Origin of the sequence: Enterococcus sp. AZ141 (assembly GCF_051714385.1) — a bacterium.
GTDB classification, from domain to species: Bacteria; Bacillota; Bacilli; order Lactobacillales; family Enterococcaceae; genus Enterococcus_D; species Enterococcus_D entomosocium.
In genome coordinates this window covers 1,618,909-1,634,784 of sequence record NZ_JBIORT010000001.1, presented here as the reverse complement: position 1 = coordinate 1,634,784, position 15,876 = coordinate 1,618,909, and the positions used below count along the sequence as shown (strand labels likewise).

Sequence of the window (15,876 nt, the reverse complement as noted above, 5' to 3'; positions counted from 1 at the left end):
CACATAAAAAAAGAAACGAGCAATGAAAGAAATGGGTGAATTCTCATGAACTTTTTTCATTCATTCACCAATTTCTATTTCATCACTCATTTCATCATGGGTTTAACGCTTATTCGTTTTCTTCAACCGTTGTTACATCAATGCTCAAGTCAAACAATTGCATTGGCGAAACGGTACTTGGCGCTTGTGACATTGGATCAGCCGCTTTCCCATTTTTAGGGAAGGCAATGACTTCGCGAATGTTTTCTTCACCAGCCAAGAGCATCACTAACCGGTCTAACCCAAGGGCGATGCCACCATGTGGTGGGAAACCATAATCCAAAGCATCCAATAAGAAGCCAAATTGATTTTGCATCTCGCGACGTGAGAAGCCCAGCGCTTCAAACATTTGCTCTTGCACTTCCCGTGTATGGATACGCAATGATCCGCCACCTAGCTCGTAACCGTTTAGCACGATATCGTAGGCTTGCGCATAGACTTTTGAAGGGTCTGTCGTTAACAACGGCAGATCGCTTTCTTTTGGCAATGTGAACGGATGGTGAGCAGAAACATAGCGACCTGCTTCTTCATCGTATTCAAATTGCGGCCAGTCAGTAACCCATAGGAAGTTGAATTTGCTCTCGTCGATCAAGCCTAATTCTTTTCCTAATTTATTACGGATCGCACCTAACGTCGCTGAAACGATCTCAAAGGAATCGGCACCAAACATCAGAATATCGCCAACTTCCGCATTGGCTGCTGCAATAATCGCGTCGGTTGCTTCCGTCAAGAATTTAGCGATCGGTCCTTTCAATCCATCTTCTTCAACTTTGACCCATGCCAATCCTTTGGCACCAAATTGGCCAGCGTAATGGCCTAGATTGTCCATGTCTTTTCTTGAGTATTTGTCTGCAGCCCCTTTGGCGTTCAAGACTTTCACAACGCCGCCTTTTTCAAGAGCCATTTGGAAGACTTTAAAATCAACGTCTTTCACAACTTCTGATAAGTCGATAAGCTCCATGTCAAACCGTGTATCTGGTTTGTCACTGCCGTAGCGTCCCATTGCCTCATCATAGGTCATCCGTGGGAATGGCAAGGTAACTTCGATGCCTTTGACTTCTCGCATCACTTTTGCCAATAGCTCTTCCGTATAGGTTTGGATTTCTTCTGCCGTCAAGAAAGAGGTTTCGATATCGACTTGGGTAAATTCTGGTTGACGGTCGCCCCGCAAATCTTCGTCACGGAAGCAACGTACGATTTGATAGTAGCGATCGAAGCCGGCGCCCATCAATAACTGTTTAAAAATTTGTGGTGATTGTGGTAACGCATAGAAATGACCTGGATAGATCCGTGAAGGAACCAAATAATCCCGCGCGCCCTCTGGTGTTGATTTTCCTAGATAAGGTGTTTCGATATCTAAGAAGTCGTTCGTGTCTAAGAAATTGCGGATCGCTTGCGTCGTTTTCGCCCGCATCACGATGTTGTTCGTCATTTTTGGACGACGCAAGTCTAAATAACGGTATTTCATGCGAATCTCGTCGCCAACGGTTTGATCATCTTCAATCAAAAAGGCTGGTGTTTTTGCAGTGTTTAAAATCGTGATTTCGCTGATCATCACTTCATAGGCACCTGTCACCATTTTCGGATTGATGGCTTCTGGTGCACGATTGATTACTTGACCTGTTACTTCTAATACATATTCGCTGCGGCATTTGTCCGCGATTTCCCAGGCTTCTTTCGAAACCTCAGGATTGAAGACGATTTGCACGATCCCTTCCCGGTCGCGCAAGTCAATAAAAATCACGCCACCTAAGTCACGGCGCTTTTGCACCCAGCCTTTTAGTGTCACTGTCTGGTTTAAATGGGTCTCATTTACTAACCCGCAATATACTGTACGTTTTGTCATTCTTTTTCTCCTCACTCAAACATTTTGGTTGTCATTTCATCGTAGATCTCATCGAAGCGGGCATAAAGATCCGCTAACGGAAATTGTTTTTCTTCACGGCTTGCCATGGATTTGATATTGATCACTTGTTCTGCTAATTCTGTTTCGCCTAGAGTCAGAACCAACCGTGCCCCTTGCTTATCAGCAGATTTAAACTGGGCTTTGGCTTTACGATCCATGAAATCACGATCGGCAGAAAAGCCGAAATTACGAATCGCTTGCACGACTTTCAGCGCTTCTAAATTGGTTTCTTGTCCCAGACCAACCACATACGCATCTAACTCATTCAAAGCAGGAATCACAACTTCTTCGGCTTCCATAGTGATCAATAAACGTTCGATCCCCAAAGCAAAACCAAAACCAGGTGTTTCTGGTCCACCTAGCTCTTCCACTAAATGATTGTAACGACCGCCGGCACAGATGGTGGCTTGCGCCCCCATTTTTGGTGCATCACTCATGATCTCAAAAATCGTGTGGGTATAATAATCCAGACCACGCACCATATTCGAATCGACCTCATAAGGGATCTCCAACGCATCCAGCATACTCGTTACGGTTTCAAAATGTGCCTTGGCATCTGGCGTTAAGTAGTCTAAAATTGATGGCGCATCTGCCACAAATTTTTGGTCTCGCTTGTCTTTGCTGTCAAGGACCCGCAAAGGATTCTCATGCAAGCGGCGTTTTGAATCCTCACTAAGCTCCGCTTCATGGGGCGCTAGATAATCGATCAACGCTTGACGATAGTTTTGGCGTGTCTCTTTGTCACCTAATGAATTGATGACCAAGCGCAATTGACTCAGTCCTAATTGACGATAAAAATCCATTGCCATCGCCATTGTCTCAACATCGGTCGCTGGATTTGCTGAACCGAAAACTTCGACACCGATTTGGTGGAATTGACGCAAACGGCCTTTTTGCGGACGTTCATAACGGAACATTGGTCCCATGTAAAACACTTTATAAGGCTTCGTATGTTCTGGTCCGAATAGTTTGTTTTCGACATAAGAACGAGCGATCGGTGCGGTGCCTTCTGGACGCAACGTCACATGCCGCTCTCCTTTATCGTAAAAATCATACATTTCTTTTGAAACGATATCCGTTGTGTCACCGACACTGCGGGCAATCACTTCAAAGTGCTCAAAAATCGGTGTCCGAATCTCGTTGAATTGGTAATCGCGAAACACTAAACGTGCTGTTTCTTCCACAAATTGCCATTTTTCGGATTCTCCTGGCAAAATATCGTTGGTTCCTTTTGGACGTTGGTAACTCATCGTATGCATCCTCCTATTTGTTTCATGGTTGCCCATGTTCTTTGCTTTCATTACTTGTTTGCTTATTCACCTATTGCTTGTTGCTCGTTGATATGGGTGGGTTGTTCTCGTGTTTGGCTTTTGGGTTATTGCGCTTTTAGTGGTTGGTTGCTGCTGGTCATCATCTATTCTGTCTTGCTCCAAAAGACAATCCCAGTGATTCCTAGTACGGTTATTACGCTCCCTAGGGTCGCCTAGTACTGTTCATCATCTATTCTGTCTTGCTCCGCAAGCCAACCCCAGTGATTCCTAGTATGGTTACTACGCTCCCTAGGTCGCCTAGTATTGTTCATCATCTATTCTGTCTTGCTCCAAAAGACAATCCCAGTGATTCCTAGTACGGTTATTACGCTCCCTAGGGTCGCCTAGTACTGTTCATCATCTATTCTGTCTTGCTCCGCAAGCCAACCCCAGTGATTCCTAGTATGGTTACTACGCTCCCTGTGGTCGCCTAGTACTGTTCATCATCTATTCTGTCTTGCTCCGCAAGCCAATCATAGTGATTCACAGCAAAAAACTCGCCCTTGTTTTTTTATACAAGGGCGAGTTTTGATTACACGCGGTACCACCTAAATTCGAGAAATGTTCTTCTCCTCTCGATTAACGCTCGGTCACGGAACAGCTTTTCTTCTGTTCATCTCCAGATTGTCTTTCCTTTACACGTCCTAAACTGCTTTCAGCCGGGGCAGTTTTCTCTTTTAAGGAATAGAATAAAGTACTCGATCCTTCACTGATTTTTGATATTATCTATAAACTACAAGAAAGCTATGAAAAAGTCAAGGTGTTTCACTGTCTTTTTCACTCCGCTGCTCTCTAGTAGCATTTTCTCAAGTGGTCAACAGAAAGAAGCTCTCCTTCTGTTTGCTTTTCTTCCTTTTTGCGTTATGCTGAATAACGAAGGTTTTGTTTCTATGAAAGGAGCTGTTTTTATGTCTTTATATTCAGGCTATATCCGTCAACCACACTACTATGAGACCGATCAAATGGCGATCATCCATCACGCCAATTATATCCGCTGGTTTGAAGAGGCCCGCGTGGAATTACTCGCGTTTTTGGATTTACCGTATCATACCATCGAAGAAGCGGGCTTGATCGTTCCCGTGCTGGAAGTCAGTGCGCAATACAAAACGATGATTCGTTACGAAGATGAGGTGCGAATCGATGTTTTGGTCGACAAATATACTGGCACGCGTTTGGATTTTCGCTATGAGATCTACAAAACTAGTGATGGTCAGTTGGCTACGACGGGGACTTCAAAGCATTGTTTTTTAGCAAAAGAGACCAATCGCATCGTGCAGTTGAAGCGTAGTTTTCCTGAAATCCATCAACGATTTGCTGATTATGCTGCCCTGTCAGGGGAATAATCAATTCTGATCACTGATTTAAGTCAAAATCCTTGCTTTTTGAAACGGCTTTCGTATAATCAAAAGTAATTTCAGGGAAGGATGATGGCGATGTACGTGATTAAAGTTTTGCATGGTTACATTGGCAAAGATGGTCGTCGCACTCGTGAAAAAATTCCAGACAAGTTATGGGTCTTTGAAGATCGGAAGCAGTCCGAAGCATTTGCAGATAAAATTGGTGGTCGCGTCAAACCGTTAACTGAAGTCAAACAGCATACGTAAAGAAATAAGCCGTTATCGTCTTTTGCGCATAGACGATAGCGGCTTATCTTTTTTACTGCGTAAAAGGATTAGTCATCCAATTCTGTTTCAAGTACTTCACCTGTTTGGGCATTGATTTTCACATCTGTTTGTTTGTTGCCATCTTCTACTTTGACTTCCCAATAGGTTACATTCATTTCTTTGTCTAAGGACCAATCTGTTGCTTGACCACCGCCAGCTTCTTTCACGGCGATATCAGAAATTTCTTCCAATGAAAGCAAGTTGGTTAGGTCCAATTGATCGGCATCTTTTTTGACACCGTTTTGTTCATCGGCATCCAATTTTTCCGTTCTTTCTTCAGAAGTTTCTTTGGTTTCTGCATCGATATTTAATTCAAACTCATTCGTGTCATCCACGCCTTCTACTTGGTAGAAGTAATTGCCAAAAGAAGTATCCAAATCAATCGAAGTGATCGCTGCATCTGGGTATTTGTCTTGGAATACTTGGATCGCTTCTTCTACGGTCACGGTAGGCAAGCCCCCATTGGCGATCGCTGCACTGCTTGAAGAGCTGTCCGCTGCTTGTGATGAGGTTGTTTCACTTGATGAGGCAACTGCTGTGCTTGAGCTGCTGTTTTGCGCAGGTTCTGAATTTCCCGTGTTGTTTTGTGTACATCCTGCCAATAACCCTAATGCGGCAATTCCGAATAAAATAGTTGTTTTTTTCATGTTTCATTCCTCCAATTGTTTGTGTATTCCTTTTTTCTATATATTTAGAATAACAAGTTCCCAAAGAAAAAGAATCAAAATTGCTTGAAGAAAATCTAAAAAAATCTTCATCTTTCTCTTTCATTTGGAAAGGCCAGCTTAAAGATACTGCCTTGCGGTTGATTGTCTGTCACGGTGATTTTGGCATGATATTTGTCTGCCAGCTGTTTTACCAGTGAAAGCCCAATGCCTGAACCGGCAATCTGGCTAGAACGAGAATCTTCTACCCGATAGAACCGTTCAAAAATCAAGGCTTTCTTATCATCGGGAATCCCAATGCCAAAATCGACGACGGTTAAAGACAACTGCCTTTGCTCTTGTGTCGAGGTCACATGAATCGGCTGATCAACAGGCGAATACTTCGCGGCATTTTCTAACAGGTTTTGGATGATTTGCTGGAAGTCACGTTTATGTCCTCGCTTCATACACTGGTTCTCCACAAAATATTCAATCGATTGCGGAACGATCGTCGCTTGTTTTTCACACTCTTCTCGGACGATCTGAGAAACATCAACGAGGGTCATTTCATCTTGGGATTGATTTTTTTCTAGGTCCAGCAATTGATTGCTCAATGTTTCCAAACGCTTCGACTCTTTGTCGATAAACGCCATTGAGGAAGGAATGACTTCGGGATGTTTGGTTCCACGCCGCTGGATCAATTGGACATGTCCGCGAATCGCAGCCAAAGGTGTTCGCAGCTCATGGGAAGCATCGGCAACGAACCGTTTTTCCCGCTCAATCGTCTCTCGCTGTTCTTTCAATAATTTATTGAAAGCCAATGCCACCGAACGAATCTCGATGGGTTCTTCAGACACTGACAATTCTCCTTGTCGGCTTTGTTCAATGGCAGCAATTTCTTGCGCCATGCCGGTAAGTTTCTGACTCCATTTCCCGACACTCCAATAAATCAGCAGGCTGCCAATCACAACAGCGATCAGATTCAAGAAACTGCTGATCATAAAGAGACCATAGGCTAATTCCACACTATCCTCCCCATTGATAGCGATCGTCACCTGATCCCCATCGACTTCTTGGGTTTTCGTGTAATAGATGCCATCCTCTGTAAAAACGATGTCTTCGAGAAATGGCATCACTCGTCCTTGATTGATATCGGCAAAAATCTCTTCCGCATCTTCTGATGAAACGACACTGCCATCGGCTAAGATCACTTGCAGGGCGTCTTCTTCATCTGCCGAAACATAGGCATTGACGAGAGTGTCCCAGGTATCCCCTGATGCCTCGCCTTTTTCGATGGCTTCAAGAATGTTGCTGGCACGATTTTCGATATGTTCAAACAAATAACCTACGGATAATAAAATAAACAGCAGATTGAAGAGAATCAGCAGACCAAAGAGTATCAAGGAAAAGCGGCTCGTCAATTGAAACTGGGCTGTTTTTCTACGTTGGTTGACTGACTTATTCTTCATGGTCGGTCCTCAAGACATAGCCTAATCCTCGAACGGTTGCGATCATTTTGCCTTTGCCGCAAACATCCAGCTTGTTCCGCAGTGTACGGATATAGACATCTACAACATTCGTTTGACCGTCGTATTCATAACCCCAAATCTCATTCAATAGGTCATCTCTGGTTTTGACGACTTCCGGCTCTTTCATCAATTCATATAAAATCCCAAACTCTTTGGGCGTCAACTCAATGGTTTCACCGGCAACCTGAACCAAGTGCTTGGCGATGTCCATCATCAGCTCCCCCGCCACTAATTGGTTTTGCTGGTTCTTTTGTTGTTTGGCTTCTCTTTGCAGCCGCCGCTCGATCACGCGAATTCTGGCAAACAGTTCTTCGATTTCAAAAGGTTTCGTTAAATAATCATCTAACCCAACATCAAGCCCCGTCACCACATCGGCGGTTTGATTTCTGGCGGTCATCATCAAAATCGGGATGTCGCTTTCTTTGCGTATCCGCCGCGCCACTGTGATGCCATCATAGATTGGCAGCATCCAATCCAATAAAATCAGATCAAAAGCATTTGCTTGCTGATTGAACAAGGTCAATGCCTCTTGCCCATCTTTGGCCCAGACCGTGCCATATCCCTCAAAAGTCAATTCGGACTGGATAAAACTGGCTAAACTTTCTTCGTCTTCTACTAGCAAGATCTTCAAAGTCATATGCGCTCCTCCTCTGGTTTTGCTTCTATCATAACGGATTTTTTCAAAACTTCCTAACTGATTGAAAGAAAAAAACATGAAGATTTTTTCATGTTCGACCAAAAAAAGACGGCATGAACCAAGGTCCACTCCGTCTTTCATTTATTCCATATTTTTTGCTAGCTGATACGTGCCAACGAGTTCCCCTTGTTGGAGTTGAAGCACGTAAGGACATGTTTCAGCCAAAAACTCGCGATCATGACTGATCACCGCTAACAGATCAACTTCCTTAGCGACTGTTCGCAACAGTTTTGCGACTCCTTCCATTTGCTGCAAATCTAACCCACTCGTTGGTTCATCGAAAAACAACAAGCGTTTACCAGAAAGCAGGGCACTGCCGATGGCAACTCGTTGTTTTTCCCCACCCGACAAGCTTTGCGGATGTCGGGCAAGGAGTGGTGTTAAGTGCAACAATGAGACAATTTCTTCAAAACGAGCTGGGTTTTGGGCTTTAATCAGCAGCTCTTTTTCCACCGTTTCAAAAAACAGCTGCAAGTTAACATCCTGCATTACAAGAAAGCTTTCCTGCAGCAGCTGCTTTTGGGTCCGCTTTTGTCCATTGATGGCAAATACTGCTTCTGGGCATTTTTTCAATCCTGACAGGACTTGCACCAACGTACTTTTGCCCGCACCATTTGGTCCAACGATCCCCACAGCTTGCTTCGTCGGCAATTGTAGTTCAGGCAAGTTGAGCGCCCAATTTCTGCTGTTTGCTGAGCGTTTCGATTGCTTGATCTGCAAATGCGTTGCCCTTAATCCAGAATTTTCTGGCAAAGATTCTCGGCAGTGCTGAGTTTCCAATGCCGCCTCGCCTACTTTTCGCAATCCCAACTCGTGAATTGCCTCCTCTGATAGTGACAAAAGCTGAGCTGCTGGATAAGCCGCCCGCAATCGTCCTGCTTCTAATAAGCAGAAGCGATCTGCCAGTGGCGCCAAATACGCCAAGCGATGTTCGGCGATCACAATGGTTTTCCCTTGTTGTTTTAAAGAAGCCAATCCTTGAGTCAACTTTTGGATCGCTTCTTGATCCAAATTACTGGAAGGCTCATCCAATAGGAACACCTCATGGGGCAACATCGTGGCTGCAGCGAGGGCAATCAGCTGCTTCTCCCCACCAGATAGGTCAAAGACACTAGCATCAAGCAACGGGGTCAGGGAAAACTGCTGGGCTACTTCGGTGATTCGCTGCCGAATGTTTTCTGGTGCGACGCCCGCATTTTCCATCGAAAAAGCCAACTCCGAATAGACATCCGTGGTGAAAAATTGCGTCTTGGGGTTTTGAAAGACGACGCCAATCGTCTGGGCATAATGGGAGAAATCGGCAACTGGCAAGTCTGTTTCTCCGACACGGATCTTCCCTTGCACTTCGGCGGGATACAGCTCAGGGATCAAGCCATTCAAAACATTGAGCAGGGTCGATTTGCCGCTGCCGCTAGCGCCGCACAAAACGATGACTTCCCCAGCTGCGACTGTCAAAGAAAGCTCAGATAATACGGTTCGATTTTCTCGTTTCACTGACACTTGTTCTAATGTGATCATCCAAGCCACATCCTTTTCACGATAAAGCCGCCTAATGCTAAAAAGACCAAGCCATCCCACCAGCGCAGCTTCAGTTCGTGGACGGTGGTATGGGGAGTTTCTGATGCTAGCCCGCGAACCAGCGCCGTAGCCGACAGTTCGGTTGCGGTCTTTTCAGCCGACATCAGTAATGGGATCAAAAAATACTCCGCACTTTGCAGCGGATGAAGCAAGATCGATCCTGCCGACAGCGAGATGCCGCGAAAGCGCATCGCTTGGCGAATACTTTTGAAATCTTGTACCAATGTGGGAAAAAAACGAAATAAGACTGCCAAAGGAACTAACAATACGTTGGGCACGTGCATTTTTTGCAGCGCAGCCATCCACTCACTGTTTTTCGTCCCGCTAATGGCAAAAGCCGCCGCCATGATCGTTGGCAATAAGCGGCGATAACCGACGGAAAAGAAATCCAGCAACACGATCAATGCGTGGTTGCCTTGGCGAAACAAAAAACTATCTGCCAGTGTCAGCAAAACAAACACGCCATAGAGCAGCAAGCCTTTTTTCCAAAAGCCGCTGACTATAAATAGTAGCAGTAAGAAAGTGACAAAGGCAAACTCATCGATCCAGCTGATGGTCACCATCATAGTAAAACTAGCAAAGAGAATCACCGCTAATTTGCTGCGGGGATCAAACCTTGTTTTCGACACATTCCTCACCCTTTATGCGATTGGATTGTTGGTTGAAAATGTTTTTCCATCAAGCGGCTACCAATGCCTAAACCAGCCACCGCACCAATCAAAACGGCCAATGCACAAAGCCCCAACATCACATTGGAGGTATGAGCAAACACGCCGGCAATGTAGGTTTCATCTTTTCCGCGAGCCACTAATGAATCGATGTAGGCATTTTTCATAAACCACAGGGGCAAGATCGGGCCCATCAAGCCAAAACTAAAGACGATATAACTCGCCAGTACGCGAACGTTCTCTTTGAGCTTTGTTTTGTATTGAATCAAATCAGCTGCTAAGGCACATATCATATTGGGCAAAAAGGCCAATGGAAAATGTCCTGAAATCAAAAAAAAGAGCCCTACCACGGTACCCATAATGGTGATTGCGCCAAATTTCGGTACTTTATTCAATAAAATCAGATAGATAATGCCAGAAAACAAAGCGGTGACTGCTGGAATAAATAAATTATGAAAACCTGGGATCACAAAACGCAAAATCAATAGACAGACGCTCATTAAAAGAAAATAGATCGCTGTATAGATCCCCACTGCAATTAAATCTTGAACCTTTAGTTTTTTCACTGCGTATACGCTCCTTCTTGCAAGCAATCAATGAAAAAACCGTTGCTGCTTGCTTGTACAAACTTATTTTTACAAAGCCTCAGTATAGCACAAAGCAGACGTTTTTATGGGGAGATATGCTTACTGGTAAACAAATATTGTTCATCAAAAAATCGCCTGCAGGTAATGCCCTGATAAAAGCGACTTTACTTGCAGACGATTCTGGTAAATATTTTTTATCAATTGCCTATTCTAATGATGTCCCCCACCGTCAACTTAGGGTAAGCTCCCGGTTCTACTAGAATTGCTCCTGGTAAAATTTCATTTTCTCCATCACGAAAATAGATAGAGATATGTCCTAGCTCATTAAAGTTTTGGTTGGCTGCACTGCCAACCTTCTTTATTGTATAAGTCGCCTCACCTAATTGAAGCTTCACTCCAGGTTGAAGAACATTTTCTTGTTGTTCAATTGTTTCATGAAGCACACAGATTGATTTCAACTCTTCCGTTGCTGCTGGACCAAACAATATCAACAACATCTCCTCTTCAAAAGCTTCAACCAACTCACCAATTTCTTTCACCGTACTTTTATACAATCGAATGCCTCCTTCATGCTTTTTTTCACTTATTCGTTATAGATGAATGGGTAGACCTAATGCCAATTCTGTTGTATCCATTATAGCTTCCGAAAGTGTTGGATGTCCATGGATCGTCAGCGCAATATCCTCTAACGTAAGTCCTGCTTCAATTGCCAACGTGATTTCAGCGATCAAATCACTAGCTCCAGGTCCCACGATTTGTCCACCAATGACTACTTCTGAGTCTTTATCAAAGACTAAGCGAACAAAGCCTTCGTAGGTGTTCAGTGACAAAGCACGACCATTTGCTTGAAATGGAAAGCTCGCAGTATCAGCTGCCAGTCCTTGAGTCTTCGCTTCTGCTAAAGTTTTGCCTACAGTAGCGATTTCTGGATCTGTAAAACAAATTGCAGGAATGGCTCGGTAATCTTTTGCTACGTTTTTCCCGCTGATGACTTCTGCAGCTATCTTCGCATCATAACTCGCTTTATGAGCAAGTGCTGGTCCTTCAATAACATCACCGATGGCATAAATGTGGGCTTGTGACGTTTGGTATTTTTGATTGACACGTATCCATCCGTTCGTTCCTGTCTCGATCTTCGCCTGAGCTAAACCAAGATCTTCTGTATTTGGTTTGCGTCCCACTGTGACCAGTACGTAATCAGCTGTTAGTATTGTTTCATTTTGATCGGCACGAACCGTTACTTCCACACCTGTATCATGGCTTTTTACTGATTTTGCCATTACACCTGTTACTATTTTGATCCCTTTTTTAGCAAAGGACGCTTCGACCACCGCCACTAAGTCTTTTTCGTAAGAAGGAAGCAGTTGCTCCGATCCTTCCAGTATCGTGACATCTGCGCCTAAATCTGCATAGGCACTTCCAAGTTCAGTGCCAATCACACCGCCACCAATAATCACCAACTTTTTGGGCACTTCTTTTAAAGACAATGCCCCGGTAGAGTCCAAAATTCTGCCGCCGAATGCAAAGCCGGGAATCTCGATTGGACGACTTCCTGTGGCGATGATCGCCTGCTTGAACTGAATGTTTTTTTCTCCCTTACCTTTGATTTCTATTTGATTTGGTGAAAGAAACCGGGCATAACCTTTAACGATTTGAACTTTATTTTTGAGTAGCAGTCCACGAATGCCCGAAGTGAGCTTTTGGACAACGGTTTCTTCCTTCCATTTCTGGAGTGTCTGAAAATCTAACGTTGTCTGCTGATTGGTTATTCCAAGATAATGGCTATGTTTTGATTCTTGATAGACGTGTCCGGCATGGATCAGCGCCTTAGAAGGAATGCATCCCACATTTAAACAGACCCCACCGATAGCATTGCTTTCTACGATCGTGACTTGTTGACCTAATTGCGCCGCCCGAATCGCTGCCACATACCCGCCAGGACCTGATCCGATGACCAAGGTATCTGTGTTATATTCCATAAATTCCCCCACTTTCTACAATAAGAAGCCTAGTGGATCTTCTAGTAATGTCACGATTTTTGTTAAAAATGCCGCTGCTGGTGCCCCATCTACGACACGATGATCAAATGAAAGATTCAGTTCAACAAAGGATTGATTTTTCACTTCGACAGCAGTCTGATTGAAGATAGCTTTTTCATAAATCCCACCAATGCCCAAGATCGCTACTTCTGGTTTGTTGATAATCGGCGTAAACTGCTTGACCTTTGTTTTTCCTAATGAGCTGATCGTAAACGTACCACCAGACATTTCGGGATTCGTCAATGTTCCTTCACGAGCTTTTCTCGTTTTCTCTTTGATTGCCGTGGTCAAATCAGCTAGACCGAGCTGATCAGCTGTCGAAATGACCGGAACGACTAATCCCTCTGAAAGAGCAACGGCAACTCCAAGATGAATCGCTGAAAATCGTTTGATCCCCTCATCCGTGGCGTGGGCGTTGAATAGCGGAAAATCCTTCAAGGCAATCATGGTTGCTTTGGCAAAAATTTCCAGATAAGAAAGACGTTCACCTGTTCTTTGTTCGATCATCGGTAACAGCTGATTTCGTAGGTCAATAACTTTCGTCAAGTTGACTTCCGCTGTCATGGTAACATGGGGGATGGTCGTTTTGCTCGCTACCATTTTTTCTGCAATTGCTTTTCGTAACGGACTCCATGGAATGAGCGCACTCTCAGATACCACTTCCTCAACCTGTGGTTCGACAGTTGGTTGTTTATTGATGGCCTTAATATCCAAAGCTTGGATCCTGCCTTTCGGTCCACTTCCTTGAACCGTAGTCAAATCGATCCCACGCTCTCTTGCCAAACGTCTAGCCGAAGGAGTTGCCCGTATGGTACGCATCATTTGATCATTGGTACGAGGTGCTGTCTTTTCAGTTTCTGTATTTGTTTGGTTCTGCTTAGCTTGGTCTGGTTGCGTTGCTTCACTTGAAGGCATCTGAGGTGGGACCGTTTCATTTGCTGCTCCTATATAAGCAATAATTGAATTAACGGGCGCACTCTCCCCATCAGCTAAGTATTTCTTTAAGAGAATCCCCTCTTCATAGGCTTCTACTTCAATGGCGATTTTATCTGTCATTACTTCAAAGATTGGATCACCGATCGCAATGGTGTCGCCTTCATTTTTTAGCCAAGTCGTAATGGTTCCCTCAGTCATCGTTGAGCTTAATTTAGGCATCAAAACCTCATGTGCCATACTTTCCCTCCTATTTATCCGCCATCAGTTTGCAACATGCTTCAACAATATCCTCAACTTGTGGTACTGCTTTTTTCTCTAAGTCAGGATGATACGGCATCGGAATCTCTGCACCTGCTAAGCGAACGATTGGCGCATCTAAAAAGTCAAAAGATTCGCTTTCTGAGATCACACTTGCTAATTCAGCACTGAAACCACTGCGTTTTACTGCTTCGGTCACGACCACCGCACGCCCAGTCTTCATCACTGAATCGATGATGGTTTGTTTATCTAAAGGCACCAATGTTCGAGGGTCGACAATTTCAATACTGATATTTTTCTCGTGTAAAATATCTGCTGCAGCTAATGCTTTATGCACCATAATTCCTGTAGCAACGACGGTAATATCTGTTCCTACTTTTTTAATATCCGCAACCCCAATAGGGATCGTATATTTTTCCTGCGGCACATCCGACGAGGTGCGATAACATAGTTTGTGTTCATAGAACATTACTGGATTATCATCCTCAATCGCCGCATGCAGTAAGCCTTTTGCGTCATAAGCTGTTGCTGGCTGGATCACCTTTAAGCCAGGGATATGAGCCGTCCAGTTTTCTAAACTTTGGGAATGCTGCGCTGCTGCCCCAGTTCCTGAACCACCGGGGGTTCTCATTACAAGAGGAATTCGTGCTTTTCCACCATACATATAACGAATTTTTGCTGCTTGGTTTACAATTTGATCGAGGGCGATCGTAATGAAATCAGAAAATTGAATTTCAAAAATCGGTCTCATGCCCGTCATAGCTGAGCCAACTGCCGCACCTGCAATTGCTGATTCAGAAATTGGGGTGGATCGAATCCGCTCCTCACCAAATTCTTCCACCATCCCTCGGCTAACGCCGAAAGCGCCTCCATAAACACCGATATCTTCCCCTAACATGAACACAGCTTCGTCTTCTCGCATTGCTTCCGAAAGAGCTTCTCTCACGGCTTCCGCATAAGTAATTTCTCTCATGATGTCCTCCTACTCTGCATATACATCTTCAAACATCGTTTCCACGGCAACGACGGGACTGTTTTCACCAAATGTCACTGCATCATTGATGGCTTGCTTGGCTTTTTTTCGAATTTCCTCTGCCTCTTCTTCAGTAAAAATCCCCGCTGCGATCAAGGTTGTTTTGGCTTGTTGGATGGGATCTTTTTCTTTGCGCCACTGCTCTTCTTCTTGCTTCGTCCGGTATTTTTTCGCGTCTGATTTCGAATGTCCCTTCCAACGATAGGTCATAGCTTCGATCAATGTCGGTCCTTCGCCGCGCCGAGCTTTTTCAACTGCTTGATAGGTGGACTCTATCACTTCTATCAGATTGTTTCCATCAATTGTGATCCCTTCAATTCCGTAGGCCTTTGCTCGCTCTGATAACTGTTGGATGTTCGTCATTTTTTCAACGGAACCGCTCATACCATATTTATTATTTTCAATAAAAAAGACTACCGGTAGATCCCAGATCGAAGCCAAATTGACTGCTTCGTGAAAACTTCCTTCGTTGGTAGACCCATCGCCCCCGTATGACAAAGCGACTTGTTTCGTCTTTTTCATTTTCGAGGTCAGAGCTGCGCCGACAGCAATCGGAAACCCACCGCCAACAATACCGTTTGCGCCCAAATTTCCAGTATCCAAATCAGCGATATGCATTGAGCCGCCTTTGCCTTTATTCGTCCCTGTGGTTCTCCCAAACAATTCCGCCATCATTTCATTGACATTGGTTCCTTTGGCAAGTGTATGCCCGTGCCCACGATGGGTCGAGGTGATCCAATCGGTCTTTTTTAAGACGGCACTGCTTCCTGCAGCAGTCGCTTCTTGCCCTACAGCCAAATGGGTCGTTCCATGGATCAAGCCTCGAGCAAACAGTTCATCTACTTTTTCATCAAAAAAGCGAATTTCCCACATTTTGTAAAAAATCTCTTTAAACGTTTCATTTGAGAGATTTGCACTATTCTCAATCGAAAAATACTTCGTTTTTTCCATTTGTTTTCTCCTTTTGTTTTGCCTAAAAGTTCATCTA

At 44.3% G+C, this 15,876-nt stretch carries 15 protein-coding genes and 1 other annotated feature; of the genes, 2 read left to right on the top strand and 13 right to left on the bottom strand.

What is annotated here, in order from left to right; genetic code table 11:
- Positions 1-109 precede the first annotated feature (109 nt).
- Entirely contained in the window at positions 110-1,885 is a 1,776-nt protein-coding gene (aspS, locus tag IGI89_RS07670) for an aspartate--tRNA ligase (protein WP_074536792.1), read from the bottom strand.
- 11 nt (positions 1,886-1,896) lie between these two features.
- A complete protein-coding gene (hisS, locus tag IGI89_RS07665) occupies positions 1,897-3,195 on the bottom strand; it encodes a histidine--tRNA ligase (RefSeq protein ID WP_034872142.1) in 1,299 nt (432 codons plus the stop codon).
- A gap of 574 nt (positions 3,196-3,769) precedes the next feature.
- Positions 3,770-3,974: a binding site (T-box leader), on the bottom strand.
- A gap of 189 nt (positions 3,975-4,163) precedes the next feature.
- Between hisS and IGI89_RS07660 the strand changes: the two genes are divergently transcribed.
- Together IGI89_RS07660 and IGI89_RS07655 are read left to right on the top strand one after the other, a co-directional pair.
- Positions 4,164-4,598, top strand: a complete 435-nt coding sequence (locus IGI89_RS07660) for an acyl-CoA thioesterase (RefSeq protein ID WP_008379539.1) — start codon at positions 4,164-4,166, stop codon at positions 4,596-4,598.
- A 90-nt stretch (positions 4,599-4,688) separates the two neighbouring features.
- Positions 4,689-4,859 (top strand): hypothetical protein, encoded by a 171-nt coding sequence (locus IGI89_RS07655; protein WP_008379536.1) that lies wholly within the window; start codon positions 4,689-4,691, stop codon positions 4,857-4,859.
- A 68-nt stretch (positions 4,860-4,927) separates the two neighbouring features.
- Here IGI89_RS07655 and IGI89_RS07650 read toward each other — a convergent pair whose 3' ends face one another.
- The 11 genes from IGI89_RS07650 to IGI89_RS07600 all read right to left on the bottom strand — a co-directional run bounded on the left by IGI89_RS07650 (position 4,928) and on the right by IGI89_RS07600 (position 15,839).
- A complete protein-coding gene (locus tag IGI89_RS07650) occupies positions 4,928-5,566 on the bottom strand; it encodes a PepSY domain-containing protein (protein WP_438735503.1) in 639 nt (212 codons plus the stop codon).
- 107 nt (positions 5,567-5,673) lie between these two features.
- Entirely contained in the window at positions 5,674-7,032 is a 1,359-nt protein-coding gene (locus IGI89_RS07645) for a sensor histidine kinase (RefSeq protein WP_438735502.1), read from the bottom strand.
- Positions 7,022-7,729, bottom strand: a complete 708-nt coding sequence (locus IGI89_RS07640; protein WP_034878320.1) for a response regulator transcription factor — start codon at positions 7,727-7,729, stop codon at positions 7,022-7,024. The genes IGI89_RS07645 and IGI89_RS07640 overlap by 11 nt, the downstream gene beginning before the upstream one ends.
- Positions 7,730-7,870: 141 nt before the next feature.
- Entirely contained in the window at positions 7,871-9,307 is a 1,437-nt protein-coding gene (locus tag IGI89_RS07635) for an ABC transporter ATP-binding protein (RefSeq protein WP_438735501.1), read from the bottom strand.
- Positions 9,304-10,005: a CbiQ family ECF transporter T component gene (locus IGI89_RS07630; RefSeq protein WP_167827402.1), complete on the bottom strand. Its 702-nt coding sequence runs from the start codon at positions 10,003-10,005 to the stop codon at positions 9,304-9,306. The genes IGI89_RS07635 and IGI89_RS07630 overlap by 4 nt, the downstream gene beginning before the upstream one ends.
- Positions 10,002-10,601 carry an MptD family putative ECF transporter S component gene (locus IGI89_RS07625; protein ID WP_081119308.1) on the bottom strand — a complete coding sequence of 200 codons (600 nt, stop codon included), beginning with the start codon at positions 10,599-10,601 and terminating at the stop codon, positions 10,002-10,004. Before IGI89_RS07625 ends, IGI89_RS07630 begins: the two co-directional genes overlap by 4 nt.
- Before the next feature lie 218 nt (positions 10,602-10,819).
- The gene (locus tag IGI89_RS07620; protein ID WP_005228129.1) at positions 10,820-11,176 is read right to left on the bottom strand and encodes a PTS glucitol/sorbitol transporter subunit IIA; all 357 of its coding nucleotides are present in this window, start codon (positions 11,174-11,176) and stop codon (positions 10,820-10,822) included.
- Positions 11,177-11,212: 36 nt separating this feature from the next.
- Positions 11,213-12,601, bottom strand: coding sequence for a dihydrolipoyl dehydrogenase (gene lpdA / locus IGI89_RS07615; protein WP_194188207.1), 1,389 nt, complete (start codon positions 12,599-12,601; stop codon positions 11,213-11,215).
- A gap of 15 nt (positions 12,602-12,616) precedes the next feature.
- Positions 12,617-13,834, bottom strand: coding sequence for a dihydrolipoamide acetyltransferase family protein (locus tag IGI89_RS07610; RefSeq protein ID WP_438735500.1), 1,218 nt, complete (start codon positions 13,832-13,834; stop codon positions 12,617-12,619).
- A 10-nt stretch (positions 13,835-13,844) separates the two neighbouring features.
- Positions 13,845-14,828, bottom strand: a complete 984-nt coding sequence (locus IGI89_RS07605; protein ID WP_015510372.1) for an alpha-ketoacid dehydrogenase subunit beta — start codon at positions 14,826-14,828, stop codon at positions 13,845-13,847.
- Between the two features lie 9 nt (positions 14,829-14,837).
- Positions 14,838-15,839, bottom strand: a complete 1,002-nt coding sequence (locus IGI89_RS07600; protein WP_438735499.1) for a thiamine pyrophosphate-dependent dehydrogenase E1 component subunit alpha — start codon at positions 15,837-15,839, stop codon at positions 14,838-14,840.
- Positions 15,840-15,876: the final 37 nt, after the last annotated feature.

What these genes read in the sequence shown, in the direction of transcription:
- IGI89_RS07645 (WP_438735502.1), bottom strand. Translation starts at nt 7,032, where the DNA reads ATGAAGAATAAGTCAGTCAACCAACGTAGAAAAACAGCCCAGTTTCAA.
- IGI89_RS07600 (WP_438735499.1), bottom strand. Translation starts at nt 15,839, where the DNA reads ATGGAAAAAACGAAGTATTTTTCGATTGAGAATAGTGCAAATCTCTCA.
- hisS (WP_034872142.1), bottom strand. Translation starts at nt 3,195, where the DNA reads ATGAGTTACCAACGTCCAAAAGGAACCAACGATATTTTGCCAGGAGAA.
- IGI89_RS07650 (WP_438735503.1), bottom strand. Translation starts at nt 5,566, where the DNA reads ATGAAAAAAACAACTATTTTATTCGGAATTGCCGCATTAGGGTTATTG.
- IGI89_RS07605 (WP_015510372.1), bottom strand. Translation starts at nt 14,828, where the DNA reads ATGAGAGAAATTACTTATGCGGAAGCCGTGAGAGAAGCTCTTTCGGAA.
- IGI89_RS07655 (WP_008379536.1), top strand. Translation starts at nt 4,689, where the DNA reads ATGTACGTGATTAAAGTTTTGCATGGTTACATTGGCAAAGATGGTCGT.
- IGI89_RS07660 (WP_008379539.1), top strand. Translation starts at nt 4,164, where the DNA reads ATGTCTTTATATTCAGGCTATATCCGTCAACCACACTACTATGAGACC.
- aspS (WP_074536792.1), bottom strand. Translation starts at nt 1,885, where the DNA reads ATGACAAAACGTACAGTATATTGCGGGTTAGTAAATGAGACCCATTTA.
- IGI89_RS07610 (WP_438735500.1), bottom strand. Translation starts at nt 13,834, where the DNA reads ATGGCACATGAGGTTTTGATGCCTAAATTAAGCTCAACGATGACTGAG.
- IGI89_RS07635 (WP_438735501.1), bottom strand. Translation starts at nt 9,307, where the DNA reads ATGATCACATTAGAACAAGTGTCAGTGAAACGAGAAAATCGAACCGTA.
- IGI89_RS07640 (WP_034878320.1), bottom strand. Translation starts at nt 7,729, where the DNA reads ATGACTTTGAAGATCTTGCTAGTAGAAGACGAAGAAAGTTTAGCCAGT.
- lpdA (WP_194188207.1), bottom strand. Translation starts at nt 12,601, where the DNA reads ATGGAATATAACACAGATACCTTGGTCATCGGATCAGGTCCTGGCGGG.